This is a genomic window from Edaphobacter sp. 4G125 (assembly GCF_014274685.1).
Taxonomy (GTDB): domain Bacteria; phylum Acidobacteriota; class Terriglobia; order Terriglobales; family Acidobacteriaceae; genus Edaphobacter.
In genome coordinates this window covers 2,122,023-2,147,631 of the sequence record NZ_CP060393.1, presented here as the reverse complement: position 1 = coordinate 2,147,631, position 25,609 = coordinate 2,122,023, and the positions used below count along the sequence as shown (strand labels likewise).

The following is a 25,609-nucleotide window of genomic DNA, read 5'->3' as shown; positions in this document are numbered from 1 at the left end:
TGCGGAGCGACAAAAATTTTCACAAGCCCCCATTGCGGTCTAAACTAACCCCGATGCCCGAAATCCTGTCCGCAAAACGCCTCATCACCGCCTCCCAGGTTATCGACCGCCCCACTGTCACAATCGACAACGACGGCCTTATTGTCAGCATTGAGCCAAACTCTGCACCAGCGAATGCCGATACAGTCCTGACCTCGACATTCTTCGACATTCATACGCATGGCGGAGCTGGCCACGATGTGATGGAGGCCACTCCGGCGGTTCTGGACAAAATCAGCCGCTTCATGGGAAGCCATGGTGTCGGACACTTCCTGCCCACGACTGTTACTGCCTCTGTGGAGGCGACTCTCGCATCGCTCGAAGGTATTGCCCGCACCATCGAACGTGCGAAGACCTCAGATTGGAACCCTACGCAGGCCCGTCCGATTGGAATTCACCTCGAAGGTCCGTTTATTTCGCACGCTAAACGCGGAGTTCATCCGCCGGATAAGATCCAACCACCAGACATTGCGCTCTTCGACCGCTTCCAGCAGGCCGCCGCCGGATATATTCGATTGATTACCATCGCTCCCGAGGTACCCGGTGGCATTGATCTGATTCGCCACTGTTCCGCACAGGACGTCCGAGTCAGTATCGGCCACACCAATGCTCTCGCCACCGAAGCTCGCGCCGGCATCAAGGCGGGAGCACGCAGTGCTACCCACACCTACAACGCCATGCGTGCACTCGACCACCGTGAACCCGGCGTCCTGGGTGTGGTATTAGATGACGACGATCTTTATGCAGAACTGATCTGTGATGGTGTCCATGTCGCCCCCGAGTTGGTCCACCTCTGGCTCAAAGCGAAGGGGCCGGAACGCGCCATCCTCGTTACCGACAGTATGGCTGCCGCCGGTATGCCCGAAGGCGACTATATGCTCGGAAACTTCGCGGTGAAGGTCGCCGACGGACGCGCCCTCTCGGCCGACGATCTCGCTCAGGGCAAGCAGACCTTAGCTGGAAGCGTCCTTACCCTTGATCGCGCGGTATCGAATCTTCAGCGATTCACTGGGGCTCCACTTGAAGTTGCGGCCCACCTCGCCTCGAGAAATCCGGCCGCCATGCTCGACCTGGAGCCCGGCTTCGGTGATCTCACTATTGGTAGTCCTGCAAATCTCAACGTCTTTAACATGGCCGGTGAGCGCATGCGGACGCTGCTGCACGGGCGACTCATCAATTAGCACTCCTTATGTGATTCTGGGCCTCGCGACTTCGCTCAGGGCTCAGAATCACAGGAAGTCCCCCCCGGATAGATATTCGATCTGCCTTTTCGCGTTCTTTCCTTATAAACTCCCAATCATGCCCTTAACCGCTGCGTCTCATCTGCACGCGTTCGACCTTGTCCTAATTCTGCTCTACCTGGCGGGAATCACTCTCTTTGGCCTGCGTTTTCGGGATGGGAAAGGGGCCCAAGCGAAGTCGCTAAAAAGCTACTTCCTAGCTGACCGCAGCGCTCCCTGGTGGGCCATCGCCCTTTCTATCGTCTCGGCAGAGACCAGTACGCTCACCATCATCAGTGTTCCCGGAGTGGCCTTCACCGGAGATTTCGGCTTCCTCCAGATCATCATCGGATATCTGCTCGGCCGCGTCGTCGTTGCCGTGCTCTTCCTGCCTCGCTACTTCCAGGGCGAGATGCTTACCGCGTATCAACTCATTGACCGTCGCTTCGGCCCAGCGCTCCACAAGATGACCGCGGGACTCTTCCTCGTCACCCGCGCCGCAGCAGAAGGCGTTCGGGTCTTTGCCGTCTCCATCGTGGTCGCCATCGCAATTGGCACAGGAGACGTGCTCTCCATCGCCATCATCTCGGCCCTGACCCTGCTCTACACCTTCGAAGGCGGCATGACGGCGGTCATCTGGACCGATGTCGTCCAGATGATCCTCTATGTTGCCGGAACGCTTGTTGCGATCGGCACGCTTGGAACCCACGTCCCTGGAGGCTGGCATCATATCCATGAGGTCGCTTCCGCAGCAGGTAAATTTCACCTCTTTGATTTCGCCCTCAGTCTCAGCAAAACCTATACCTTCTGGGCTGGCGTCCTTGGCGGAACCTTTCTCACGATGGCATCGCACGGCACAGAACAACTGATGGTGCAGCGTCTGCTGGCCGCCAGGAACCTTGCAGAATCTCGACTTGCTCTACTCTCATCGGGAGTCGTAATCTTCGTACAGTTCACCCTATTCCTTCTGATTGGTGCCGGCCTCTGGGTCTTCTATGGAGGCACCAGCAGCATCGCTCCCGATCGTCTCTTTCCTTCCTTTATCGTGCAGGAGATGCCCATCGGCGTCGCTGGTCTGTTGATCGCAGCTATTCTGGCAGCAGCCATGTCCAACCTCTCGGCGGCGCTCAACTCACTCTCCTCCACCACGGTTGTCGACTTTTATATGCGCCTGCGCCCGGAAGCCGATGACCGCGAACGCATGATGATTTCCCGCTCTTCGACCGTCATGTGGGCTCTTGTCCTCTTCGCGATCGCTGTCTACAGCATCCATGCCGGCGGCAAAGGCCATGTGGTCGAAATCGGCCTCTCCATCGCCTCCGTCGCCTATGGAGCTCTTCTCGGAGTCTTCCTGCTTGGCACGCTGACCCGCAAAGCCACTGAAGCGGGAAGCATCGTTGGCATGATCGTCGGCTTTGCAGTCAACATAATGCTCTGGCTCCAACCTGGCCCCATCCATCTCAACAGCCTTCCTCTGCTCGGCGACACGACACTGCCTCGCGTCGCCTGGACATGGTATGTGCTGATCGGATCAAGTGCGACCTTCGTGATCGGATACATCGCCAGCAGGCTGCTTCCAAAACCCCGCGTAGCAGCAAAAGCAGCCGTCACTGCCGCTCTGGTGATTACAGGCTTTTCTTTGTTGTCATTCCGCAGCGTAGCAGAATCTGCTCCCCCCTACCTCACTGCCCAAACACAAAACTCACCAACCCCTGACTTCGCCGCCGTCTCTAATCTCATGAACGACGCCGTTGCCGCACACAAGCTCCCGGGAGCCGTCGTCGTCATCGGCCATGATGGCAAGGTCGTCTTCCACGAAGCTTATGGCAACCGTAAGGTCGCAGGTGAACTCAGTCCCAACGGCTCAACCGCCGCTGAGCCCATGACCGAAGACACCATCTTCGACATGGCTTCGCTTACCAAGTGTCTGGCCACCGCAACCGCGATGATGCAGCTCTACGAACAGGGCAAGTACCAGTTCGACGATCCCGTCGCCAAATACCTGCCCGCCTTCGCCGTAAATGGCAAGGAGAATGTCACAATCCGCGAACTGCTGACACATTACTCCGGCCTCCCACCTGATGTCTCACTAAAGGACCCCTGGGGGCTCTCCGTTCCTGACAAGGCCGAGGGCATCAAGCGGGCGATAGAGTCAAAGCTCGACAACCCTCCAGGCACAAAGTTCGTATACTCCGACATCAACTTCATCACCCTCGGCGCTCTGGTCGAAAAGCTCAGCAGACAACCGCTCGACGTCTATGCGCAGCAGCATATCTTCAAGCCGTTGGGAATGCTCTCTACCATCTACCACCCTTTCGACAAAACCTGCGGTCCTGTCGTTCATACCGGAGCGGCCGTCTATCCTGGCCCAAACCCGCGCACAGCGATGCACATGGTGTGTCCACCCAATACCTGGAACCCCACAACGATCATCCCGGAGACCGCTCCCACCGCTCACGACGACGAATCCAAGGACAACCCTTCTCTTAACCCCGACTACGACCATCTCCTTCGCGGCACCGTCCACGATCCCACCACCCGCCGCATGGGTGGAGTAGCAGGACACGCTGGAGTTTTCTCTACTGCGCACGACATTTCTCTCTACGCCAACGCTCTACTCGAAAAGCTCCTCTACAACAAAGGCCCTTTTCCACTAAAGCAATCCACGCTGAAGTTGATGACCACACCCGAGCAACCTGCAACCGCGCAGGACGGAGCTGTCGTCTTCACCCCTGACGGCAAACCCACCAAGGGTGTCGCCACTCGTGGCTTCGGTTGGGATATCAACACCGCCTTCTCGCGCCCACGTGGTTCGATCTTCCCCATCGGGTCTTTCGGACACACAGGCTTCACAGGAACCACCCTCTGGATGGATCCAGGTTCCGATACCTACGTCGTTCTGCTGTCAAATGCTGTTCACCCTCGCGGCAATCCGCCGATCTCCGCCCTGCGCGGACAAGTGGCCACCGCTGCGGCTCAGGCCCTGCATCTCTATAACGCATCTCCAGTGGCCCAAACTCTCACGGGGATCGACGTCCTCGAATCGACCCACTACACCGCGCTTACCGAAGCCGCTCACCGCCACGGCGATCACCTCCGCCTCGGCATCCTCACGAATCAGAACGGCCTCGATGCTCATGGCCACCGAACTATAGATCTACTCGCAACCGAAGCCCCTAAGTCTGTGCCAGGCCTCGAGCTCAAAGCCATCTTCTCCCCCGAACACGGTCTCTTCGGCACCAAGGATGAATCCGGGATCAAGGGAGAGGTCGACCCCACAACACACCTCGCCGTCACTTCGCTCTACGGAAGTACACTGGCCTCACGCCATCCTTCGCACGACCAGCTCAAAGACCTCGACGCCGTTATCGTTGATCTCCAGGACGCCGGAGTGCGCTTCTACACTTATGAAGCCGTCACCGGATACTTCCTCGAGGCCGCAGCCGCCGAGAAAAAACTAGGCCACCCCCTCGAGATCATTGTCCTCGATCGTCCCAATCTCATCGGTGGCGAAAAAGTACAGGGCCCGGTCTCCGATGAGGGACATGACTCCTACACCAACTACATGCCGCTTCCCATACGCCATGGCATGACCCTCGGTGAGCTCGCACGGTATATCAACGGTGAACGTCACCTGCCCAGCACCACCTCGCCCAACGTTCAGGTTCCGCTCAGCGCTCAACTCACCGTTGTTCCGCTTAAAAACTGGCATCGCTCCCAGTACTACGACCAGACGGGGCTACCCTGGATCAATCCCAGTCCCAATCTGCGCAACATTACGGCCGCCACTCTCTATCCCGGAGTCGAACTCCTTCAGTTCACCAACGTCTCCGTAGGGCGCGGTACCGCCGTGCCTTTTGAGAACATCGCCGCGCCATTCTTCGATGCCAACGCATTGGCCACAGCGCTCAACGCCCGTAATATCCCCGGTGTCAGCTTCTCCGCTTCGACCGTCACCATCGCCGAAGATGCAAACCGCTATCCCTATCACGGGCAAACACTCCCGGCTGTTCACCTCACGCTCACCGACCGCAACCAGCTCGACTCGCCCGAGCTTGGTATCGAGCTCATCTCCGCCATCCGGCGCCTTTATCCCAAACAGTTCGACGTCGCCCGCATCAACCGCCTGCTCGTCAGCGTCAACACGGTTCTCTCTATCCAGAACAACGATGACCCACGCACAATTGCCAGCTCCTGGCAACGCGATCTCGATGCCTTCGGTCAAAGGCGCACAAAGTACCTGCTCTACTAGCAATGACATGCCGGTTTAGTTGGCTTTAGGAAGTGTCATTCCAAGCAAAACGCAGCGGAGTCGAGGAATCTGCTTCTCTGCATTGCAGCGTGCCTCGTAACTTTTCCCTGCGATTCTTCTCGCCCGGTGCCCTTCTCGTTACTCACAGACACAAATTCACTGCATTCCATCTCTTCCTGCTTCACAATAGAAGAATCCTGCGTCGAAAAGAGGAAAGGTGTCTCATGCCGCGAATTCACTTTCACCAGCAGCTGATAGCCCTGAAAGACAAACTCCTCGCCATGGCTGCGCTCTCCCAGCAGGCCCTATCTCTTGCGCTTGAGGCCTATCTTACCGGCGATCTCGGTCTCTGCGAGCACGTCACCGAGATCGAAGCTGCCATCAACGCCGCAGAACGTGATGTCGATGAGATGGCCTATGATCTGCTCGCTAAAGAACAACCCATGGCCATCGACCTGCGATTCATTCTTGCGGTCATCAAAATTAACGGCGATCTTGAGCGCATTGGCGACCAGGCCACGAACATTGCGCAGCGCGCCCAGGCCCTCGTCGGCGTTCCCCATATCGAACTACCCATCGATATCCCTGACATGGGCGAAAAAGTAGGCGTGATGATCCGCACCGCCCTGCAATCTCTTCTTGAGGCAGATGCACGTCTCGCAGAAGAGGTACTCACCATGGACGACCAGGTGGATGAGATGAACCGTCTCGTCCAGGCCGATCTCGTTGATCTGATGCAGAGACGCCCTGAGGTTAGCGCGCAGGCCCTCAATGCAATCATCGTCTCGCGCAACCTCGAACGATCTGCTGATCATGCCACTAACATTGCAGAAGACGTCATCTTCTGGGTACGCGGCTCCGATGTGCGCCATCAACACTCCCTGGCCCAGGCGGAGTAGCCTTACTGAACCGAAGTCTTTTTAGGCAACACTTTCAACACACTCTCCGCGACTTGCGTGCCCTGAATCGCGCTGCCCTCAGTCGTAAAGTGCACATCATCGGAATGCAGATCCTGGTGCCGCATCATTAGCGCATGTTGATCGTCGACCGGAATCCCATCCTTCTTTATCTGTTCCAGCGCAATCGCATTTCGCGCATCGATTCGTGCATTCGTTGCACCGTCCTGCTGGTCCTTCCGTACCGGAGTCGTCGAGGCCCATACCAACCGCGCTCCAGGTGCGCCTGTACGCACCGCCGCGACCAGCTCTGGAAAGTATCTGCGGTACTCGTCTTCCGTATATCCCCAACCATGCATCCCATTGTTGAAGTGCACCACATCAAACCGAACCTTAATCATTCGGAAGTACTCAGCCAGTTGCGGGGCCAACCTCTCATCTCCCACGGAGGTTGAGGCTGCAAAGTAATACACATTGGCCTTTCCAGACAGCGAGTCCGCCGTGGCTTTGTAGTAAGCACGAGTAATCGAATCCCCGACGAGAAGCACATTCGGCAGCTTCGAATCTGGCATCTCTGGACGGTCGGTATAAGTCCACTCAATCTTCTCTGTCACATTGCGTCTCGCCTGTGCCACTCCTGCGCTTACCAGTGCTAACGCCATCCATCCCAACAAAAGAACTCTCTTCAAGCCTGCCCCTTTCTTCAACACATTCACTTTAGCGTGCAATTGTTTATTTCTTTTCCTGAAATTGAGCAATCTGGCCGGTTTTCACCCCATAGCCAAAATCTCTTGACGCCTCGGTGTCTCGGAGATACCCTTAAAGGCAGGAATGGCATCCGACCGCGCCCATCTCGCCTCTCTCTGTCGCATGTGTTGTTGCGACCGGGTGCGCTGTCGCCTTTGCCCCGCCTCATAGAGGCCATCTCAAGCAAAGCCGCCATCGCCCACTCCACTCGAGTGGGATTTTTATTATCTCCTTCATTCTAAAGCTCAAAAGGATTCTCCATCATGTCTACCCCTCCGGCACCAGCCGCTGCCGTCAAAGAGACCAAAGCCCAACGTACAGAACGACTTAAGCTCGCCAAGAACCCTTGGGAGTCTTGGGATGAGGTTCGAGAATATGCTCGCCTTGGCTGGGATTCCATTCCCGCCGATTGGGCGCTCTATTTTCGCTGGTGGGGGGTCTACAGCCAAGGAGACGGCAAAGGGGTAACCGGCGGCGTTGGAGGCGAAGGCAAGGCTACCGAATACTTCATGATGCGTATCGCGCTTCCGAACGGACTTCTCACCAGCGCACAGCTTCGCGTCATCGCCGAAGTCACCAAGAAATACGCGAACAATCTGGCCGACATTACTACCCGTCAAAACATCCAGCTGCATTGGCTTACGATCTCCGCCCTGGTCGAGGTCGTTGATGCTCTCAATTCAGTGGGACTGAGCACCAAGGGGGCCTGCGGCGACGTTGTTCGTAATGTGACTGGCTGCCCGCTCGCAGGTCTCGATAGCCACGAAATCATCGATGCCAGCCCGCTGGCCGTTGCAATCGCCCACCGCCTGAATGCGAACACCGATTTTTATAACCTTCCCCGCAAGTTCAAATTCACCGTTTCCGGATGCCCTGTATGGTGCAGCTTCCCCGAGATCAATGATGCTGCCCTCACCGCCATCAAGCGCACCGTCAATGGTGCCGAAGAGATCGGTTATACCCTCCGGGTTGGCGGTGGTCTCTCTAACGAGCCGCACATCGCCGTCCGCATCCCGGCTTTTATCCGGCAGGATCAGGCCGTCGATGTTGCAGCCGCTACCGCTGAGGTCTTCCGCGACGCAGACATCCTTCGCGAGAACCGTACCCGCGCCCGCATCAAGTACCTCTTCATGCGCTTTGATTGGACTGCCGAATCCTTCCTCGCTGCCCTGGAAGAAAAACTTGGTTACAAGCTCGATCCCAGCCCGGTCTCCATGGAAGATGTTCCCGGCGATATCTACCGGGACCATATCGGTATTACACCGCAGCGGCAGCCTGGCCTCTCTGTTGTTGGCGCTAGCGTCATCAATGGCCGTCTCTCAGGCGACCAGCTGCAGAAGCTCGCTGAGCTTGCGGAGCAGTATGGCGACGGCAATCTGCGAGCGACCATCGGTCAGAACATCCTCATCGTCAATGTCCCCCATGAGAAGGTCGCGGCTCTCGTCATCGAGCTCAACACCATCGGACTGAACGTCGATGTCTCTCCCTTCTGGCGTGGAGCCATTGCCTGCACAGGAACCGAGTTCTGCAAGCTCGCCATCGCCGAGACCAAGAACTTCAACAAGTGGCTCGTCTCCGAGCTTGAAGATCGTCTCCCTGGTTTCGATCAGCAGATTCGCCTCCACGTCACAGGCTGCACCAACTCCTGCGGCCAGAGCTGGATCGCGGATATCGGCCTTGAGGGCAAGAAAATCAAGAAAGACGGCAAGATGGTTGATGCCTTCTACTTCTGCGTCGGCGGATCAGTAGGCAAGTATGTGGGCATCGCCCGGCAGATTGGCTTCCGTGCTGCTGCTGAAGACTGCCCTGAGGCCATCGAGCGCCTTCTTCGTGCATACCTCGCAGAACGCGAAACTGGCGAAGACCTCCGTGGATACTTCCGCCGCACCGATGACGAGACCCTCCGAGCTCACCTCAATGGCACGGTTGTAAATCCCGTCGAGCGCGACGCCCCTCCTGTAGGGGCTGGACGCTTCTCGCCCGCTGAGTAACATAACGATATTTATCTACATCAAGCATCAGGCCATGACAACCGTCATGGCCTGATGTGTTTTTGGAAACGAAATAAAGTTCACATCTTCCCCAGTTCATCCAGATGCGATTGCCAACGCGACAGCAGCGCATCTGCTTTATCTCGCTGCTCTTGGCTTAGAACATCAGCATATATCTTTGCCTTAAGGTGTTCCTTCTCCAGAATCAACTGCCCCAACGTCGCCCCCTGCAATCCTGTAATCTTTGACACCTCGGCCTCATTGCCAGTTCCCTTCGCAGTCGCCGCGGTCAGGTCCCTGTTCTCATCTGCGAACTGCTTCGCAAGCTTCGACAACGCTGGCCGTTCGCCCTCCCATATCGTTCGAATCTGTTGCCTCTGGGTGTCTGTCAGATGGAGCTCTCTGGCTACGTAGCCTCCAGGGCCATGGTGCCAGCCGCGATGCCCAAATCCTCTATGCCAACCGCGTCCCTCTGCACGAGCGATAAAGAAACCTGTCAACAGAACCAGGACGACTGCTACTCCGATAAATACTTTACGTTTCATAACATCTATCCCTCGCTTCTCATTCGAACAATCGGAGAGCACAAGTGCGATAAAGAAAGGTCAAGCCGTGCAAAGTTTTGTAAAGTCGGTTCCCCGTGCAGAAAGTTGATCTAGCATAGGAGGGCGGAGCGATAGAGATGAAACAAGATCGCGTGCTCATCATCGACGACGATGTCGAGCTATGCCGATTACTCAACGACCGGCTTCAACCAGAAGGGTTTGCGATTGAGACCATTCAGGACGGTCAGACCGGACTGAAGCGAGCCACATTAGGGCAGCATGATCTGATTATTCTCGATCTAATGCTGCCTGGTATGAGTGGTCTGGATGTTCTCCGCAACCTTCGATCTCATTCGTCCGTTCCCGTTCTCATCTTGACAGCGCGAGGAGACGACGTCGATCGAATTCTCGGATTAGAAATCGGCGCAGATGATTATCTTCCCAAACCCTTCAATCCAAGAGAACTCGTGGCGAGGATTCGCGCCATTCTCCGACGTGTCTCACGAGACCCTGACAACTCTTCCATCGTTATCGTAGACAACGTGCGCCTTGAACCCTCCTCGCTCAAAGTATGGGTTAATGAAACCGAATTAAGCGTAACCAGTTTAGAGTTCAACCTGCTTGAAACATTTATGCGCAGCGCGGGTCAGGTCATGACACGTGAAGACCTCACCGAACAAGTGCTAGGACGAAAGCTTGGCCCATTCGATCGTGTGATCGATGTGCATGTGAGCAATCTTCGTAAAAAACTGGCTCGCATCAGCGCAGAAGAATACATCAAGGCTGTTCGCGGAATGGGATATCTCTTCGTTACGAGATCGAGGTCCAGGTGAATCTGCCCAATAGAAGCCTCTTTCTGAAAATACTTTTGTGGTTCTGGGGCACGATTGCTCTGACCGCATTCTCCATGATTGTGACTCTGATCCTGCAACCAACTGGAATGTCTTCACAATGGCACGACACTCTGATTGATACGACAAAGTACGCTGGCGCAACAATAGTCCAGGAGTATGAACGGCATGGTACGCAGAGCGCTTCAGAATATCTCCTCGAACGATCCCGTACGACTCATCTGCGAGCATGTCTCTTGCATTTCGACGAAACCACCATTCTGGGAAACGGGTGTTTGCGTTTCGCCCATGTCGTTCACGCTGCCGTTCTGAAAGGAAAACCTGAGTTCAATTTCAAGTATGGTGTAGCCGAAATCGCTGTCCCTGTGCAAGGAGCCACCGGCGAACGATATATCTACGTTACGGAATCACCCACAAGCCCTCGATCTGCCGGAACCACGAATGTTGCTGGAGTTGTCGTCCGCTGTCTTGTTGCTCTCCTTGTTCCCGGACTCATTTGCTATCTGCTTACCCGATATTTAACCGCACCGATCCTCCGGCTTCGCGAAGCTTCACAACAGCTGGCCACAGGCAATTTGAATGCTCGCGCCGATGAGCGAATGAGTCTGCGCCGCGACGAACTTGGTTCCCTTGTAAGAGACTTTAATGTCATGGCTGGGCGTCTTGAAGGCCTGGTTAGTGGACAGCGGCAGCTTATCTACGACATTTCGCACGAACTGAGATCTCCACTTACACGTCTAAACGTCGCATTGGATATTGGGCGTGAGAGAAAAGGAAACGACCAGGTATTCGATCAGATGCAGCAGGATCTCGAACGCATGAACCAGATGATAGAGCGTCTACTAACTCTGGCAAGGCTCGATGTCGCATCCGCCTCAGTTCCATTTGAAACCTTCAATCTTACAGATCTTGTCGCGAATCTTGTTCACAGTGCCGGGTTCGAATTGCACGAGCGTCCAGACAACATAACCATGAACTCTCGAGAAATTTTTTGGGTACGTGGCAATGCAGAACTGCTTCAGAGCGCAATTGAAAATGTCATTCGTAACGCAATTCGCTACAACAACTCGGATGAGCCCGTACAGGTTGTTCTGGAGCGCATGGAATCATTGGTGCAAATCACTGTGCGTGACCATGGTCCCGGCGTACCATCAGAATCTCTACAAAAAATCTTTGAGCCTTTTTACCGGGTCGCATCGGACCGCGACAGACAAACAGGCGGCGCAGGTCTCGGACTGGCAATCACGGAACGCGCCATACGAATGCATGGCGGCAAAGTCTATGCTGAAAATGCAACCCCGCATGGTCTCGCGGTGTACATCCTCCTGCCATCATCAGATCAAACCAGCGAGTGTCCTTTCCCTAAATATGAAGTGTCATCCTGAGCACAACGTAGCGGAGTCGAAGGGATCTGCGGTTGAACGCTGATCAATGTTACGGCCTTCGGAGGACACCACTAGCAACAGTGAGTTCACCACCTCAACTTTACGTATCTTTTCAATGCTTCACCAATCTTTATCGCACTAGGAGTCCCATGCTGATGAAGTGAGAGGAGAGATGCACGCAAGCCATGAAAATGCAGCTTGCCAATCGGTGCACCTCTGTGGAGACTCTCATGAAATCTCGCATAATTTTCAAAAGCACTCTCGTCGCAGTCATCGTTGGCTCGCTCTTTACTCCTTTAGCGCACGCTCAGAACGGGCAAGAGATCACTGCAAATATTCCGTTCGCGTTTTCGGTGAATCGTTCGCACTTCGAAGCAGGATCCTACGAGTTCGATCTGTCACCAGATAAATTTGGAATGTCCGTGGTCAATCTGGAGACTGGGAAGAAGCAATTTGTTACCGTTCACCCTCAAGGTCACAGCCTTTCCTCAGAACCTGCGGTGCTCATCTTCAGTCGCTCAGGAGAAGATCAATATTTGTCTGAGGTTCAGTTCTCAGCGACCGATAGCAGCCGACTGAATGTGCCCCGAAAGTCTGATATTCACGACCGGAATACGATCCTGCGAGGTGTCCTGCGTAAGTGAAGGATAAGGGGCAGAACCATCGGCAAAAACCAATTTCTGAAAGAAGCTTGAGGACAGACTGAAATTTCAACCATCGGCCTGATTCGTTCCCACGCCAGAGCCTGTCAAGCGATCTTTCTTCTAACTCACACAAAATACAGTACATCCGTTTGCAGTTTTTGCCTGCTCCATCGGCTAGTATTTAAATAAGAAACCTCTGAATTTCTTTCTATGTATCTTCCGAAAGAGGTCCGAGGCTAAGTTTCCTTATTTGAATACTTTGCACGAAAATGGCGGGGATACCCCCTGCCTCCGATGGAGCTTTCCAGATGTCCCTGTTTCCGATCTTCCTCAAACTCACCGGCCGCTCATGTGTTGTCATCGGTGCAGGTCATCTCGCAGAGTCGAAGATCGCATCCCTCCGAGCTGCCGATGCAGCCATCACTGTAATCGCACCGGAGGTCAGTACCACGATCTCCGAGCAAGCAGCTTCCGGAGAATTAACTCTGAACCGCCGAACCTATCAGCACGGTGACCTCTCTGGAGCCTTTCTGGTCGTCGCCGCAACCAACGATCCCGCCGTCAATCGAGCTGTCTTCGCCGAGGCTACTGCCGCCGGAGTCCTCTGCAACGCCGTCGACGATCCACCCTTCTGCGATTTCTACTTCCCTTCCGTCGTTCGGCGCGGCGACCTTCAGGTCGCCATCTCGACCGCTGGCAACTCACCGGCCCTCGCCCAGCAACTCCGCAAGGAGTTGAATGAGCAACTCCCACTCGATCTGGGGGAATGGCTTACCGAACTCGGAAATCTCCGCCGCGAAGTCGTCACTGCCGAGCCTTTGAACGAAGAGCGAAGACTCTTTCTGCACCAGCTCGCCCATCGAGAGGTCTGTTCCTACGATCAGTGCCCCTCGCGCCTGCTCGCTCGCGAACACGCTCGCATCAATCCCCAATCCAAGGAGAAGGCGTGATCTCCATCCCTGATGCAGAGTCCGGCCATGTTTACCTCGTCGGGGCAGGTCCCGGCGACCCTGCGCTGCTCACCCTGCGCGCCGCGCATCTCATCAAAACCGCCGATGTCATCCTTCCCGATGACCTGGTCTCCGACGAAGTTCTCGCCCTCGCCAGCCCGACAGCTCTCGTCATCCCTGTCGGGAAACGTTGCGGCCAACCACGCATCACTCAGGCTGGAATCCATGCCCTGATGTTCGAGCACGCAACTGCGGGAAGCTCCGTTACTAGGCTCAAGTCTGGCGATCCACTCGTCTTCGGACGAGCCGCCGAAGAGATCAGCTTTCTCCGCGAGCACTCTATTCCCTTCGAGATCATCCCAGGAATCACCGCAGCCTTCGCAGTCGCAGCCGAGCTCGAAACCCCGCTCACCGATCGCGCCCGAGCCTCCAAACTGATCCTGGCCACGGCCCATCACGCCGCCGGAAAGATCTCCCTCGCTCCGAGCTGGTCCGGTGCCTTCCCCGATGAAGCTACGTTGGTCATTTACATGCCCGGGCGTGACTTCGAAGCACTCGCCCAGAGCTTGATCGAATCTGGAATCGCGCCTACGACCCCATGCACTGCCGTCTCCCGCGCTTCAACTTCAGAAGAGCATATTCACATCACCACACTCGCAGAACTTTCAAGCGTGAACGTCGGCCCGGCTCCAGTCCTTCTGCTCGTCGGCCCACCTGTACCTCAACGGGCCAGTTGATCTAAAACTAAATCGTCCCCTTCTTCGTTTCGTCCTGATCATCTTTCGAGATCGACATCAGACACTGCGAAGAAGAACACGCGAACAGAAAATCACGATCGGCCACATGCTTTCGAATCACCAAGCCAGGCAGTGGTGTAACCTTTGGCTCAACCCACGCGATGCGAAAGCTCCAACGATCTTGTTTCCGTGGAAGACACATTGAACTTTCTCGATCCATCGGTTGACTGGGGAAGAAAGATCCACCGATGGCAAGCATCAGCGTGCATATTCGAGAAAAAGGCGCAGCGAGACATGCAAAGTTAATCAAAGCTTCGCCTCCATTCTTGTTTCCCTATCGACCTGAAAGACTGAATCAGTCGTCCAGTTTGAATATCTTCACCTGGATCAACTTCGCCAGACTCAGATCATTCAGCCCCTTCGCTCGCATCCTTTCAACGAAAGGACGATCGATCTTGAAGATCGACATCTGAATCAGTTCCTGCTCCGTTGGATGAAAGCCAAGAGACTTCGCCTCCCGAGCCTTCTCTGGAGTCACGCCCACTGCTTTCATCTCAATCAGCTTGTTGGCCCGCGACTCCGGATACCCCGCTACGGACATCGCATGAATATAGTCTGGATCGACATGCAGAGCCCGCATTCCCATCAGCTTGCTTGTGCTTATCTCTGTGACACCTGCATCCTTGATCTCTTTGACCCACGCAGTTGTGATGTCCAACAGCAGAAACCCTTCCTGCTTCTGCGGAGTAATTCCATCGAAACCCATCGCTGACATCTTCTGAAGGAAAGCTTGATTTGGGACAAATTCATATTTCCCGGCAAGAACTCCCTCGTGAACTATGCCAGAACAGCTCAGGTTTCCCGGCTCTCCACTCATGCGGGCGTGCAGTTGCACACCTTCCTGTTGCAACTGTTCCAACGAAACTCCAATCCATCGGCTCCAGGCAATGTTGGAATTATCTGAGGTGCCGCAGTGACCATCTTCACCGCAATCGCTTCTGCGAAGAATCACATCAGCCGTATCTGTGTTCTGAACCTTATTATGCGCAACCGAGATCATGCACAGACCAGATAGAGTCTCTCCATACCCTGACATCGCAAAACCGGCAAAAAGCATGGCAGCAACAATTCGTTTCATCGCAGTTCTCCTCACGCCAGAGTTAGTCCAGAAGGCCCGTCATCTTCAGCTTTACTAGCTTGTCCAGGTCGGTATTGTTGAAACCGTGTGACTTCGCCTTAGCGACGAAACCTTCATCGATATGGAAGACAGCCGCCTTGCGGATGCCGCTCATATCCGCCGATGGAAAGGCTTGCTTCAGCCAGCTAACATATTCAGGAGTAATACCCTGCGCACGTAGCGAGACTAGATCGCGCGTCGACAAATTTGTGAGGCCTACCGTTCCCATCGCTTTGGCGTACTCCGGGGTAACTCCTACAGCTTTCACACTGATCAGTTCACGGAGATCCTTTGCGACAATTCCAGAAGACTTCAGGCCAGCAACATATTCAGGAGTTACACCTTGTGATTTCAATCCAATCAGATCATGTACCGTCGGATTTCCAAGGCCGACTGACGCGATGGACTTTGCATATTCCGGTGTAACACCCAGGCTCTTCTCCGAAATGACTTCGTGAAAGCTCGCTGGCGCAATACCTGAGTCCTTTAGCCCGGCAACGTACTCTGGAGTCACACCAATACTCTTTAAGCTGACGAGATCGTGCAATGTTGGAGTTCCCATTCCCACCTGCGCCATTGCCTTTGCATACTCTGGCGTCACTCCTACGGAGCGAAGAGAGATCAATGCATTCAGATCTTTATCGAGATCCAGCGGATATCCGGCATCCCGCATCTTCTGGATATACTCGATACCGCCTTGCGCTACCGCTTCTCCTGCCACAGGGTTTATTGGCTCGACACCAGATATTGGAGTAGCGAGCGGAGCCGGAGATGGCGTGGGCGCAGGTCCCGCAGCTGGAAGCGGCCTTGCCATCGAATTTGCCGCAACAGAAACTTTATCGCCAGTTGGCTTTTCTGCCACAGGCGCGAACGGTTTATCGTTCGCTTGCACGATAAGCGACTGTGCCATCTGGTTTCCTGCGCTCATCTTGACTTCCTCGCGGACGACCGAAGCAACCTTGATCTCTTTCACCTGCGGCTTTAAAGCATCTGCCACCTTTGGTCCCAGTAGGAAGGCCAGCACGGCCACTCCCGCTGCTCCAATCCTCATTCCACTGATTGTTCCTCGCTCCACGGCATTTCCCTCCCCAAGTATCTGTTTCACCCGCCCCAGCAAACTTCCGCCTCCTCCATGCAGTGCCGCCGCCAATTGAAGCCGCTGGGCACGTTGCTCCTCCATTTGCAACAGAGCTTCGGCATAGACCAATGGGTCGCCGCAACTCCGAGCCGCAATCTCGTCGCAACAGGTTTCACGAAGCTCTCGCGCCCGCCGGCTCATCCACCACACCGCAGGATGGAAGAAGAAGAGACACTCCACAACGGTCTGCACGAGATTCAACAGATAATCCCATCGCCGGACATGCGCCAGCTCATGAGCCAGCACCGCCTCAAGCTGCGCTGGATCCAACCGCATGACCACCGAAACCGGAAGGATCACCGTGGCACGCCACACGCCCATGACAAAAGGCGTCAGGACTTCCTCAGAGAGGCGAAGTCCGACTTTTCTTTTCGCGCACACCCGGGAGGCAACTCTCTGAAAACTGCTTTCCAGTTCTTCCGGAACCGCGCTATGCGCATACCGGCGCAACCGTTGGAGTTCGATCCAGCCTCCTAAGGCACGAAGCATTAACAGAAGAACTCCCACAAGCCAGATTCCATCGATCCACGGAAGCAGCCGGTCTGCATTACCTGCAATCCAAAGCTCGCCCGTCTCTACCAGAGGAGCCGCAGATGGCATCTGATGCACCAGTGTGTCGTGCAATGAGCCAACCTGTGACGTAATCACCTGTCCATCTCCCTGCGGTACGCGCACAACAAGATGTTCCTGCTCCAGAAAGGTGAGCACTGCTGCGCAGAGCATCAATGTCAAAGCACCCATCGCAAGTGCATAACGCATCTTTGAAGCAGCGCGTCCAGCCACTCGGTCCGCCAAGACATAGACCACTGCAATCGCTACTGCTTGCCAACAGAAGTGCAACAGCGTCCAGCCCAGCGCGACCACTTCTCCGTTCCGTATCCAGATCTGAAGCTCCATAATGCCTCATTTTCTTAGGACTTTTTACGGCGCAAAAGTTTACGAATCTCGTCCAGATCTTCTTCGCTGGCCGATTCCATCTCGAGCGCCCGCAAAGCAAGCTGAGCTGCGCTCCCGGAGAAGAAACGCTCGCTCAGTTCGCGCACAAATCTCCGCTCGGTATCAGACTTTTCAATTGCCGCGCGATACACGTGTGCGCGCTCGCTTTCGTCTCGTTCAACCAACCCTTTTTCCGTCATGATCTGTAGCAACTTCAAGACCCCGGTATAGACCACAGGCCGCTGCTGGTTCACTGCCTCAAACAGTTCACGCACTGTCGCCTGTCCTCTTTCCCACAAAATGGTCAAGAGTTCAAGTTCGCTTTCGGTCGGTTTCGGTATTTCTCTGTTCTTCATAATGGGAACGAACATATACGAATCAATTCGTATATGTCAACGAAAAGTTTCGTAATTATCCGACTCTCATATTTCCCCTTCTGATCCAGGCACTTGGGAATCATCCTTTTAGAGATGGCCTCGAAATGGAGAATTTTTTAGCCTCCGAAAACCAGTAAAATCCAGCTTACTCATGGCTGCCCTCAGCAAACGTTTCGCAATTGCAATCCTTCTCGGCATCGGCATCCTCGTCAATTACTTTGACCGGGTCAACCTCTCCATTGCACACGATGCTCTGCAGCACACGTTTGGCATCTCCGACATCGTTTTTGGATACCTGCTCGGCGCCTACAGCTGGACCTATGCAGCCATGCAGCTTCCCAGTGGATCTCTGTTGGATCGTTTCGGCGTCCGTCGCATCATGCTCGCATCGATCGTACTTTGGACCATCGCCTCGGGGCTCGCAGCCATTGCGTCTTCTGTTGTGATCCTCTTTGCGGCACGCGGTTTGCTTGGTATCGGCGAAGCACCAACCTTTCCTGCCTGTGCTAAAGCAATCGGACTTTGGTTTCCGGCACGCGAGCGCGGAGTACCCACTGCCATTTTCGATGCCGCCGCTAAACTTGCCATTGGCATTGGAACCCCACTCCTTGGGCTCGTCCTGTTGCACTTTGGGCTGCGCGCAAACTTTGCTGCTACGGCCGCTCTCAGTGCACTCTACCTTGTCCTTTTTGCAGTGCTCTATCGCGATCCCAGGAGAGACGAACGTGTTACGCAGGAAACTATCACCGATCTTCACGCAACCTCCGCGATACGGATCTGGGACTTGATAAGACAACGTAAAATCCTCGGCGCCGCGCTCGGCTCCGGAGCCTACAACTATTGCTTCTATCTTCTTCTCACCTGGATGCCGTTTTACCTACAGAAAGGTCTTCACATGACCAGCAGGAATGCCGTTCTATGGTCCGGCGTTCCCTGGCTTGTGGCAGCGATCGTTGGATTTACCTTTGGAGGCTTTCTCACCGATTTCCTGGTGTCACACGGTTTCGATCCTGGTCGGGTACGACGGACTATCCTTCTGATCGGTACCAGTATGGGGTTGTTTGTACTCGCTCCAGCTTTTTTGCATGAACCGCGAATCGTGTTGCTCTGCCTCACGCTGTCACTAAGCGGCCTTTCCGCGGCTTCTCCTGTTCTATGGACGCTCCCTTCATTGCTCGTCCCTTCCAGCAGCACGGGACGAGTGGGGGCCATTATGAATCAGGCGAATCAGGTCGCGGCGATCATCGCTCCCATTGCGACCGGTTATCTAGCCACGTGGACCCACTCCTTCGCCGCCGCATTCGGAGCAGCAGGGGTTATCCTCTTTCTCGGTATTTCAAGCTATATTCTTCTTCTTGGGAGAATCGAGCGTATTCCTCTCACTTCGCTTCAGGAGCATCTATCGGCCTGACGGCTTCGGCAAAGCTCGCGTTGCGCCCGTCGAGATACCGCCATCGACCAGCAACGTCTGCCCCGTCACATAGCGGCTTTCCTCCGAAGCCAGAAAGACGACCGAACCATCGAGGTCCTCCGGTCGACCAGGACGTTTTACAGGGATGCGATCACAGAGATATTCCACCCATTCCTTGCTCTCATACATGATCTTGTTCTGCTCCGTGCGAAACCAACCCGGAGCAAGACAGTTCACCGTCACGCCATAGGGCCCCCAATCATCCGCGAGGCTCATCGTAAGTTGGCGGATTCCGCCACGGCTAGCTCCATAGGGACCGAGTCCCGCATATCCTGCAACTGAAGTCACTGAACCGATGTTGATGATGCGACCATATCCGCGATCAATCATCCCCTTAGCTGCAGCCTGCGCCACAAAGAATGCTCCTCGCAAATTGGTATCGAGAATGCGATTCCAATCATCCCATGTCACATCCAATGCCGGCTTGCGGATATTCATGCCAGCATTGTTCACCAGAATGTCAATTCTGCCGAAGGTCGATTCCGCTTCAGCGACAGCTGAATGGATGGACTCTTCTTTACATACATCGAGTGCAACAGAGCAGTACCTACGACCGAGCGCAGTAATCTCCTTCTCGAAGTCTGCCAGCGCGGAACGGTCGCGACTCGTCAGAACCAGATCTGCTCCGGCTCGTGCGAGCGCACGAGCAAAATACTGGCCGAGCCCTCGGCTCGTTCCTGTCACCATCGCGATCCGTCCTGTTAGATCGAAGAACGGTAGGCGGGGTGTACTCGAAGAAGGGCTGGGTCCCAAAGTCATAACTCCTGTTTAAGCCACGTCGGGCGTAAGAACAATCTTGATGACATTCGGCTCTCTTCGATACAAACGATCGAAAGCACTTGCTCCCCTGGAGAGCGGTTCCACCGCAGAGATAAACGGAGATACATCGATTTTCTTTGAGGCAAGCAGTTCAATCGCTCGTGGATACTCTCCAGCAGAAGCAGCCGAACCCTGCAACCGGATCTGTCGGGTAACCACGTCCTGTAGAGGTAGTTTGACCTCGGGTTCGATGTTTCCGACTAACGTTACGGTTCCTCCTTTACGAACAACATCGATTGCCGTCTTTACCGTGATTCCAAATCCAACTGCCTCAAAAACGTGATCGACTCCACCGGGATAACGCTCGAGCACAGCCTGCGTCACATCGGATCCGTTGCCTTCTTGCAGAAGATGGATGGGGGTATGTGCTCCCGAACGTGCCGCCGCTTGCACACGACTTTCATCCGGATCCACAACAAAAATATGGGCAGCATCTGCCACACGTAACGATTGCACAATCAGCGATCCAATCATCCCTGCACCAAGGACAAGCGCCGTCTCCCCAGGCTGAAACCCCGACACTTGGACAGCGTGGAGAGCGACCGATACTGCCTCTACCATTGCAGCCTCAACAAACGATAGCTCCGCTGGAAGGAAATAGAGGACCCTCGCAGGAACTACAAGATATTCGGCAAACGCTCCATGACGTCGATAGTCCTTGCATGAAACCCCGAAGACCTGGCGATTGTCACAGAGATTAACCTCGCCGCGCTGGCAATATTGGCATTTGCCACAATAGAGGGTCGAATCAAACGTAACTCGGTCGCCTTCTTTCCATCCCTTCACACCCGACCCCACCTTTGCAATCACTCCCGCAGCCTCATGGCCCATGATGATTGGGGGAATCCTTCGGCCTGACGATCCATCATAACCATGCACATCGCTGCCGCAGATCCCACAGGCTTCAATACGCAGCAACACTTCATCCGCCGCAGGTTGCGGCAGAGGAACATCGGCCAGCTCAAGGTGTCGATACTCTGAAAGCAAAAGGGCTCGCATGGTATCCACTCTACACGAGCCGTCACCTCGTCTCTTGTCGAGATTTTTGTAGCAATAGATCCTGCTGGATGCTCCAAGTAGATAACAATCGACTATGGAACATCCCCGCAGGGTTACGAAACTAGTCTCCTCCGAGGCGGACCTTGAGACCAGTACGGAATGTGAATGGCTGCGAGGGATAGCCGATTGGCCCGATGTGTTGTTGCGAGAACAGGTTGTTCAGCTCGGCAAAGGCGGTCACGTGATGAGTTACTGCGTATGTTCCATAGGCATCAAGTTTGGCAAAGCCATAATCGAGATTCCGGTTAGGCAACAACAGAGTGTTACCACCATTGAAATCTAAGTAGGAGAGGAAAGTGGAATCGTCCGCTCGGCTTGCAAAAGCTCCTTTGAGTGCAGCTGAGAACTTTGTAGTGGTGTACTGCGCAGCAAAAAAGCCGGTCTGCGGCGGCCGACGGAAGGGCCGTTGACCGACGAGCGGATAGGAAGAACCGATAGGAGTATTGGGGTAATTAGGATTGACAGCGGCAGTACCATTGGCAATGGCATCTGTCGAGAAGGATTGCTCTACCAGAGATGCAAGATAGGTATAGCCTCCACGCAAGAGGATACTGTGGCTGGGGGCAAACTGAAGCTCACCTTCAAACCCTTGAGCACGATAAGCCAATGTGTTGAGAAGCGCTCCATAGAGTTTAGCGGTACCTGTATCGATCCCAAAGACCGTCTTCAAAGTCCCCGCATCAACGTAATCGAGCTGACGATTGAATTGATTGTGGAAGTAGCCTGCTTTGAGAATTAGGATCTGCCCGAGGATATTCTGATCGACACCGACATCAAAGGTACGAGATCGAAGCGCTTGAATCGGACGAACGTGATACGCATCGATCAGGTCGGTTGAGCCCGCCTCTTGCAGTTGTTTGTAAAGCGATGAAAACTCCACCGAAAGCGAAGGTTCTTGAACGCCTGTAGCGGCATTCGCACGAAGCTTCGTACCGTGGAAAAAGCCACTGCCGGGACGAACCGGAATCCATGCCAGGCCAAAGCGGGGAGTTCCAGCAGTGCCGTAAAGATTATTCCGCTCAATCGCCCCGCCAAAGGAATAGAAGAGGCGGTTCTTTATATCTCCCTGGAACTGAAGCGTGTACTGGAAATTGGTCCGCTTAACAACCTGGGATTCGAAGTAATTCGGATTGTTGTAGGAGCCGCGTTCATTCTCGTAACGAAATCCAAACAGACCGATAAAGTGCGGAGAAAAAGTGTAGTCCGATTGATAGTACAGTTCATCGCGGAGCGAAGACTGATCAGTGGGCGCTGTACCTCCAAAGAGAAAGGACGCGCGACCTGTTCCCGAGGTTCCATTCGCACCCCGAATAGTAACGGTATTGCCGTAATAAAGCGTGTATCCAGGAAACCCACCGTAACCGGGATAATCGACGGCCTCGCCGACAGGATAGAAAGTAACGGCCTGTTCACGTTTACGCGCGATGCCATAGCGAACGAGGTTATGCCATTTGCCACGCCAGCGGTTCTCAAGAGTGGCTCCAGAATAAAGGTCCTGGTCAGACTGTTTCCCAGCCGATGCGATCCCGTAAAAACTATAGGCTCCGGGAAGCCCTACCGCTGAAACTCCATTGCGGATTGTGAAGCGCAAGGAAGTATTCGCGGTGATATTGTATCCCAGATTGGCCGCACTTGTGGAGGAGTGATAGCGATCCATGGGAATCGAATTCGAAGTATCGAAGCGTGAGAAGGCTCCATAATAGTCGAGCCTGTTGTGGGTTCCGCTAAGAGTCGCCTCATTCCGCCAGGTGTGGAAGTTGCCCGCATCGCCAGAGTAATTCAGAATAGGCCGAAGGGTCGCTCCGCGAGGTGAGGTGAAGTTGACCACAGAGGCCCCGGCATCAGAACCATAGAGAACACTGTTCGGTCCGCGATAGAGTTCGAGACCATCAAGCGCCGTCGAAGAGACCGTGCCAAAGTCAAAACGACCTCCGATATCCTCGGTAGTAACACCATCGATCATGACTTTGTTGGCATCAGAATTTCCACCGCGCACAAAGAGTGAGCTGACACCACCATACTGTCCAGACTGAACCACGTTGACTCCCGGTGACTGACGGAGGTCATCGATAAGACCAACGCGGGTCTGAAGCGCGCTGAACGGAATGAGATTAATGGCAGAGCTTGCCTGCTGAATGGGCGTGGGGATTCCAGTGGCGGTGACCGTGACCTGCGCCGTAACCGATGCGATCTCAAGGGTGACGTTCCGCGTAACAACGTCGGTGCGTCCACCATAGAAGCCCTGCCCGATCCCCGGAGAAAACGTTGGCGCCGAGCTCAAGAGGATAAATCGACCGGAGGCTGTGCTACGAATCTCAAAAGACCCATCGGAACCGCTGACAGCAGAACCAGCAATCCCTTTGCCCTGAATCAGCTGAACGCGAGCGCCCGGAATGGAAGCACCGAGCGGATCCGTAACGGTACCGCGAACAATTACTGCGTGTGCAGACGCGATTGCAAAAAAACCGACCGCAAAAACAGCGAAGAGACGAGAGATAGACAGGGCCGCTGACGAACGCGCGGATGCATGCATGGAAGATCGACTCCTCGTTCCCCCCTCGGGAACGTGGCTATTGTGCAACAACGAAACCGGTCTCCTGACTTTCGCGTTCCATGCCTACCTATCATGGCTGTTCCCTTCCCGACGATCGTCAGTGGAAACCAGCAGGCGGCATTCACTCTTGCGTTGTGAGCGCGCGAATCACAGTTGCGGGGCAGTGGCGGAATTTCACCGCGCTTCCCGAACATTTCGTTGCGGTACAAGATAAAGATGGCGGCTCATACTTATTGCAGCCGCAGGTTAACAGCGTATTTCAAGTTTGCGGCATTTGGAGAGAGGAAGTCAAAGAGCTGCTGGTTCAACGTGACGCCCCCGCTTCGGGAACGAACTTCTTCGTATCTTCAAGGGCAAACCGACCAAGCTGGAAGGGATGGGAAGTCTGTGGCTTATTGTAAATAGGATCAGAGGGGTAAGGCTGCGGTGTAAGCGTGGGAAACGCCCAGACACGGCCGTTTCTCAGATCGACGACCACCTTGGCATAGACCTGCTGGCTATTATCCGGCGCACGTACGAGAAAGGTTCCAGGCTCGAAAAAGTAATCCGTATCGGGAGATTGCGCAAAGACTGGGTCAGGCTCACGAAACGGACGCAGAACGAGAACTACAAGCAGAAGTGCAACAGCCGCAAGGAGAAGATTGGTGGCGCGAAGAGAGTTCATGAAGACTCCTAGAGCGGCTTTCGTACAATCGCAAAACCGCAGATCCGTCTACTCCGGCCGTCGGCCTTCGCTCAGGATGACACCCCATGGTAATTGGTGGTGAACTCACCCCGTTAGCCACCGCTTTCCTGAGCAGTCAGAACCTTTTTTCAGATTTCTCAGGGGATCAGAAGAAGTTTGCCCGTTGTTTTGCGGCCCTCGAGGTCCCGGTGTGCGTGTGCAGCGTTGATCAATGGATAGATGTGCTCAATGCGAAGCTTGAGTTCTCCCAAGGCAACTGCATTAAGAACATCGCTGGCACGCTGTTCGAGCTCTTGGCGGGTAGCAGTGTAGTCCTTAAGAGTAGGGCGAGTAATGTAGAGCGATCCCATCTGGGAGAGTTTGATGAGATCAAACGGGGGAACAGGGCCGCTGGACCCGCCGAAGAGCACAAGTGTACCGCGAGGCCGCAGAACCGAGAGAGACTTTTCAAAGGTTGTCTTGCCGACAGAATCATAGACCGCGTGCAACCCCGGTCCGGAGATCAGACTTTTTACGGCCTTGGCAAAGTCTTGTTGGGTATAGAGGATGACCTCATCTGCTCCGGCTTCACGAGAGAGCTCAGCCTTTTCCTCGTTCGATACTGTGGTGAAGACACGCGCGCCGAGAGATTTGGCTATCTGGGTCAATAACAAACCGACTCCACCCGCGCCTGCATGAATCAGAACCTCGTCGCCGGGACGGATGGAGTATGTCGAATATGCCAAGTAATGCGCGGTCATTCCCTGAAGCATGGCAGCGGCGGCCTGCTGTGAGGAGACCCCCTCAGGAATGGGGATGAGCTTCTCGACAGGAGCGACAGCGAGTTGAGCATACGTGCCTGGCACGCTACACCACGCAACCCGATCTCCCACCTTGAAGTCGGCTGGAGTACCTTCTCCAAGCGCAACAATGATCCCGGCTGCCTCCTGCCCGAGCGTGTAGGGAAGCTGTGCAGGATAACGGCCTTCACGGAAGTAGACATCAATAAAGTTGACGCCCGATGCCTCAATGCGGATGAGAGCCTCGCCAGGCCCAGGAGCTGGAGTGGGGAGATCCTGGAGAATAAGGGCTTCGGGCCCGTCGGTATGAAGAATGCGTATCGCCTGCATGGTTTTTGGATGCCGCAGTGAGCTGTT

At 54.7% G+C, this 25,609-nt stretch carries 20 protein-coding genes and 1 riboswitch; of the genes, 10 read left to right on the top strand and 10 right to left on the bottom strand.

The annotated features are described in order from the left end of the window. Positions 1–53: 53 nt before the first annotated feature. The 3 genes from nagA to phoU all read left to right on the top strand — a co-directional run bounded on the left by nagA (position 54) and on the right by phoU (position 6,410). Positions 54–1,220, top strand: coding sequence for an N-acetylglucosamine-6-phosphate deacetylase (nagA, locus tag H7846_RS08955; RefSeq protein WP_186691549.1), 1,167 nt, complete (start codon positions 54–56; stop codon positions 1,218–1,220). 118 nt (positions 1,221–1,338) lie between these two features. Next, positions 1,339–5,511, top strand: coding sequence for a sodium:solute symporter family transporter (locus H7846_RS08950; protein WP_186691547.1), 4,173 nt, complete (start codon positions 1,339–1,341; stop codon positions 5,509–5,511). A 224-nt stretch (positions 5,512–5,735) separates the two neighbouring features. Further along, positions 5,736–6,410, top strand: coding sequence for a phosphate signaling complex protein PhoU (phoU, locus tag H7846_RS08945; protein WP_186691545.1), 675 nt, complete (start codon positions 5,736–5,738; stop codon positions 6,408–6,410). A gap of 2 nt (positions 6,411–6,412) precedes the next feature. On the opposite strand, the gene H7846_RS08940 is transcribed toward phoU, so the two are convergent. Further along, positions 6,413–7,096: an SGNH/GDSL hydrolase family protein gene (locus H7846_RS08940; RefSeq protein ID WP_186691543.1), complete on the bottom strand. Its 684-nt coding sequence runs from the start codon at positions 7,094–7,096 to the stop codon at positions 6,413–6,415. Between the two features lie 321 nt (positions 7,097–7,417). Here H7846_RS08940 and H7846_RS08935 point away from each other — a divergent pair, with 321 nt between their 5' ends. Continuing rightward, the gene (locus tag H7846_RS08935; RefSeq protein WP_186691542.1) at positions 7,418–9,145 is read left to right on the top strand and encodes a nitrite/sulfite reductase; all 1,728 of its coding nucleotides are present in this window, start codon (positions 7,418–7,420) and stop codon (positions 9,143–9,145) included. A gap of 80 nt (positions 9,146–9,225) precedes the next feature. Here H7846_RS08935 and H7846_RS08930 read toward each other — a convergent pair whose 3' ends face one another. Next, on the bottom strand, positions 9,226–9,690 hold the full coding sequence (locus H7846_RS08930; protein WP_186691540.1) for a Spy/CpxP family protein refolding chaperone: 465 nt from the start codon (positions 9,688–9,690) through the stop codon (positions 9,226–9,228). Positions 9,691–9,827: 137 nt separating this feature from the next. On the opposite strand from H7846_RS08930, the gene H7846_RS08925 reads away from it, so the two are divergent. The 5 genes from H7846_RS08925 (at position 9,828) to cobA (ending at position 14,257) form a co-directional block, all read left to right on the top strand. Next, positions 9,828–10,523, top strand: a complete 696-nt coding sequence (locus H7846_RS08925) for a response regulator transcription factor (protein WP_186691539.1) — start codon at positions 9,828–9,830, stop codon at positions 10,521–10,523. Then, positions 10,520–11,926, top strand: a complete 1,407-nt coding sequence (locus tag H7846_RS08920; protein ID WP_186691538.1) for an ATP-binding protein — start codon at positions 10,520–10,522, stop codon at positions 11,924–11,926. The genes H7846_RS08925 and H7846_RS08920 overlap by 4 nt, the downstream gene beginning before the upstream one ends. A 230-nt stretch (positions 11,927–12,156) precedes the next feature. Continuing rightward, positions 12,157–12,570, top strand: coding sequence for a hypothetical protein (locus H7846_RS08915; protein WP_186691537.1), 414 nt, complete (start codon positions 12,157–12,159; stop codon positions 12,568–12,570). A 308-nt stretch (positions 12,571–12,878) separates the two neighbouring features. Next, on the top strand, positions 12,879–13,520 hold the full coding sequence (locus H7846_RS08910; RefSeq protein ID WP_186691536.1) for a precorrin-2 dehydrogenase/sirohydrochlorin ferrochelatase family protein: 642 nt from the start codon (positions 12,879–12,881) through the stop codon (positions 13,518–13,520). After that, on the top strand, positions 13,517–14,257 hold the full coding sequence (gene cobA, locus H7846_RS08905; RefSeq protein ID WP_255460507.1) for a uroporphyrinogen-III C-methyltransferase: 741 nt from the start codon (positions 13,517–13,519) through the stop codon (positions 14,255–14,257). The genes H7846_RS08910 and cobA overlap by 4 nt, the downstream gene beginning before the upstream one ends. A gap of 355 nt (positions 14,258–14,612) precedes the next feature. Here the strand turns inward: cobA and H7846_RS08900 are convergent, their stop codons facing one another. The 3 genes from H7846_RS08900 to H7846_RS08890 are packed head-to-tail and all read right to left on the bottom strand — an operon-like array spanning position 14,613 to position 17,864. After that, positions 14,613–15,395, bottom strand: coding sequence for a hypothetical protein (locus H7846_RS08900; RefSeq protein WP_186691535.1), 783 nt, complete (start codon positions 15,393–15,395; stop codon positions 14,613–14,615). A gap of 22 nt (positions 15,396–15,417) precedes the next feature. After that, the gene (locus tag H7846_RS08895; protein WP_186691534.1) at positions 15,418–17,469 is read right to left on the bottom strand and encodes a M56 family metallopeptidase; all 2,052 of its coding nucleotides are present in this window, start codon (positions 17,467–17,469) and stop codon (positions 15,418–15,420) included. Positions 17,470–17,483: 14 nt separating this feature from the next. Further along, the gene (locus H7846_RS08890; RefSeq protein WP_186691533.1) at positions 17,484–17,864 is read right to left on the bottom strand and encodes a BlaI/MecI/CopY family transcriptional regulator; all 381 of its coding nucleotides are present in this window, start codon (positions 17,862–17,864) and stop codon (positions 17,484–17,486) included. A gap of 172 nt (positions 17,865–18,036) precedes the next feature. On the opposite strand from H7846_RS08890, the gene H7846_RS08885 reads away from it, so the two are divergent. After that, complete coding sequence (locus tag H7846_RS08885; RefSeq protein ID WP_186691531.1) at positions 18,037–19,296, top strand: MFS transporter; 1,260 nt, start codon at positions 18,037–18,039, stop codon at positions 19,294–19,296. Here the strand turns inward: H7846_RS08885 and H7846_RS08880 are convergent. From H7846_RS08880 to H7846_RS08860, 5 genes are all read right to left on the bottom strand, one after another. After that, positions 19,285–20,115 (bottom strand): SDR family NAD(P)-dependent oxidoreductase, encoded by an 831-nt coding sequence (locus H7846_RS08880; RefSeq protein ID WP_186691529.1) that lies wholly within the window; start codon positions 20,113–20,115, stop codon positions 19,285–19,287. The genes H7846_RS08885 and H7846_RS08880 overlap by 12 nt on opposite strands. Positions 20,116–20,124: 9 nt before the next feature. Further along, positions 20,125–21,174: a zinc-dependent alcohol dehydrogenase gene (locus H7846_RS08875; RefSeq protein ID WP_186696087.1), complete on the bottom strand. Its 1,050-nt coding sequence runs from the start codon at positions 21,172–21,174 to the stop codon at positions 20,125–20,127. 121 nt (positions 21,175–21,295) lie between these two features. Continuing rightward, positions 21,296–23,767, bottom strand: a complete 2,472-nt coding sequence (locus tag H7846_RS08870) for a TonB-dependent receptor (RefSeq protein WP_186696086.1) — start codon at positions 23,765–23,767, stop codon at positions 21,296–21,298. Between the two features lie 37 nt (positions 23,768–23,804). Next, positions 23,805–24,001: riboswitch (cobalamin riboswitch) on the bottom strand. 91 nt (positions 24,002–24,092) lie between these two features. Next, entirely contained in the window at positions 24,093–24,452 is a 360-nt protein-coding gene (locus tag H7846_RS08865) for a hypothetical protein (protein ID WP_186696085.1), read from the bottom strand. A 158-nt stretch (positions 24,453–24,610) separates the two neighbouring features. Continuing rightward, positions 24,611–25,582, bottom strand: coding sequence for a quinone oxidoreductase family protein (locus H7846_RS08860; RefSeq protein ID WP_186696084.1), 972 nt, complete (start codon positions 25,580–25,582; stop codon positions 24,611–24,613). Positions 25,583–25,609 lie beyond the last annotated feature (27 nt).

Bases quoted from the DNA above. Each gene is read 5' to 3' on its own strand.
- H7846_RS08880 (WP_186691529.1), bottom strand. From the start codon at position 20,115: ATGACTTTGGGACCCAGCCCTTCTTCGAGTACACCCCGCCTACCGTTC.
- H7846_RS08935 (WP_186691542.1), top strand. From the start codon at position 7,418: ATGTCTACCCCTCCGGCACCAGCCGCTGCCGTCAAAGAGACCAAAGCC.
- H7846_RS08950 (WP_186691547.1), top strand. From the start codon at position 1,339: ATGCCCTTAACCGCTGCGTCTCATCTGCACGCGTTCGACCTTGTCCTA.
- phoU (WP_186691545.1), top strand. From the start codon at position 5,736: ATGCCGCGAATTCACTTTCACCAGCAGCTGATAGCCCTGAAAGACAAA.
- H7846_RS08875 (WP_186696087.1), bottom strand. From the start codon at position 21,174: ATGCGAGCCCTTTTGCTTTCAGAGTATCGACACCTTGAGCTGGCCGAT.
- H7846_RS08860 (WP_186696084.1), bottom strand. From the start codon at position 25,582: ATGCAGGCGATACGCATTCTTCATACCGACGGGCCCGAAGCCCTTATT.
- H7846_RS08925 (WP_186691539.1), top strand. From the start codon at position 9,828: ATGAAACAAGATCGCGTGCTCATCATCGACGACGATGTCGAGCTATGC.
- H7846_RS08915 (WP_186691537.1), top strand. From the start codon at position 12,157: ATGAAATCTCGCATAATTTTCAAAAGCACTCTCGTCGCAGTCATCGTT.
- H7846_RS08910 (WP_186691536.1), top strand. From the start codon at position 12,879: ATGTCCCTGTTTCCGATCTTCCTCAAACTCACCGGCCGCTCATGTGTT.
- H7846_RS08895 (WP_186691534.1), bottom strand. From the start codon at position 17,469: ATGGAGCTTCAGATCTGGATACGGAACGGAGAAGTGGTCGCGCTGGGC.
- H7846_RS08890 (WP_186691533.1), bottom strand. From the start codon at position 17,864: ATGAAGAACAGAGAAATACCGAAACCGACCGAAAGCGAACTTGAACTC.
- H7846_RS08865 (WP_186696085.1), bottom strand. From the start codon at position 24,452: ATGAACTCTCTTCGCGCCACCAATCTTCTCCTTGCGGCTGTTGCACTT.
- nagA (WP_186691549.1), top strand. From the start codon at position 54: ATGCCCGAAATCCTGTCCGCAAAACGCCTCATCACCGCCTCCCAGGTT.
- H7846_RS08930 (WP_186691540.1), bottom strand. From the start codon at position 9,690: ATGAAACGTAAAGTATTTATCGGAGTAGCAGTCGTCCTGGTTCTGTTG.
- H7846_RS08885 (WP_186691531.1), top strand. From the start codon at position 18,037: ATGGCTGCCCTCAGCAAACGTTTCGCAATTGCAATCCTTCTCGGCATC.
- H7846_RS08870 (WP_186696086.1), bottom strand. From the start codon at position 23,767: ATGCATGCATCCGCGCGTTCGTCAGCGGCCCTGTCTATCTCTCGTCTC.
- H7846_RS08900 (WP_186691535.1), bottom strand. From the start codon at position 15,395: ATGAAACGAATTGTTGCTGCCATGCTTTTTGCCGGTTTTGCGATGTCA.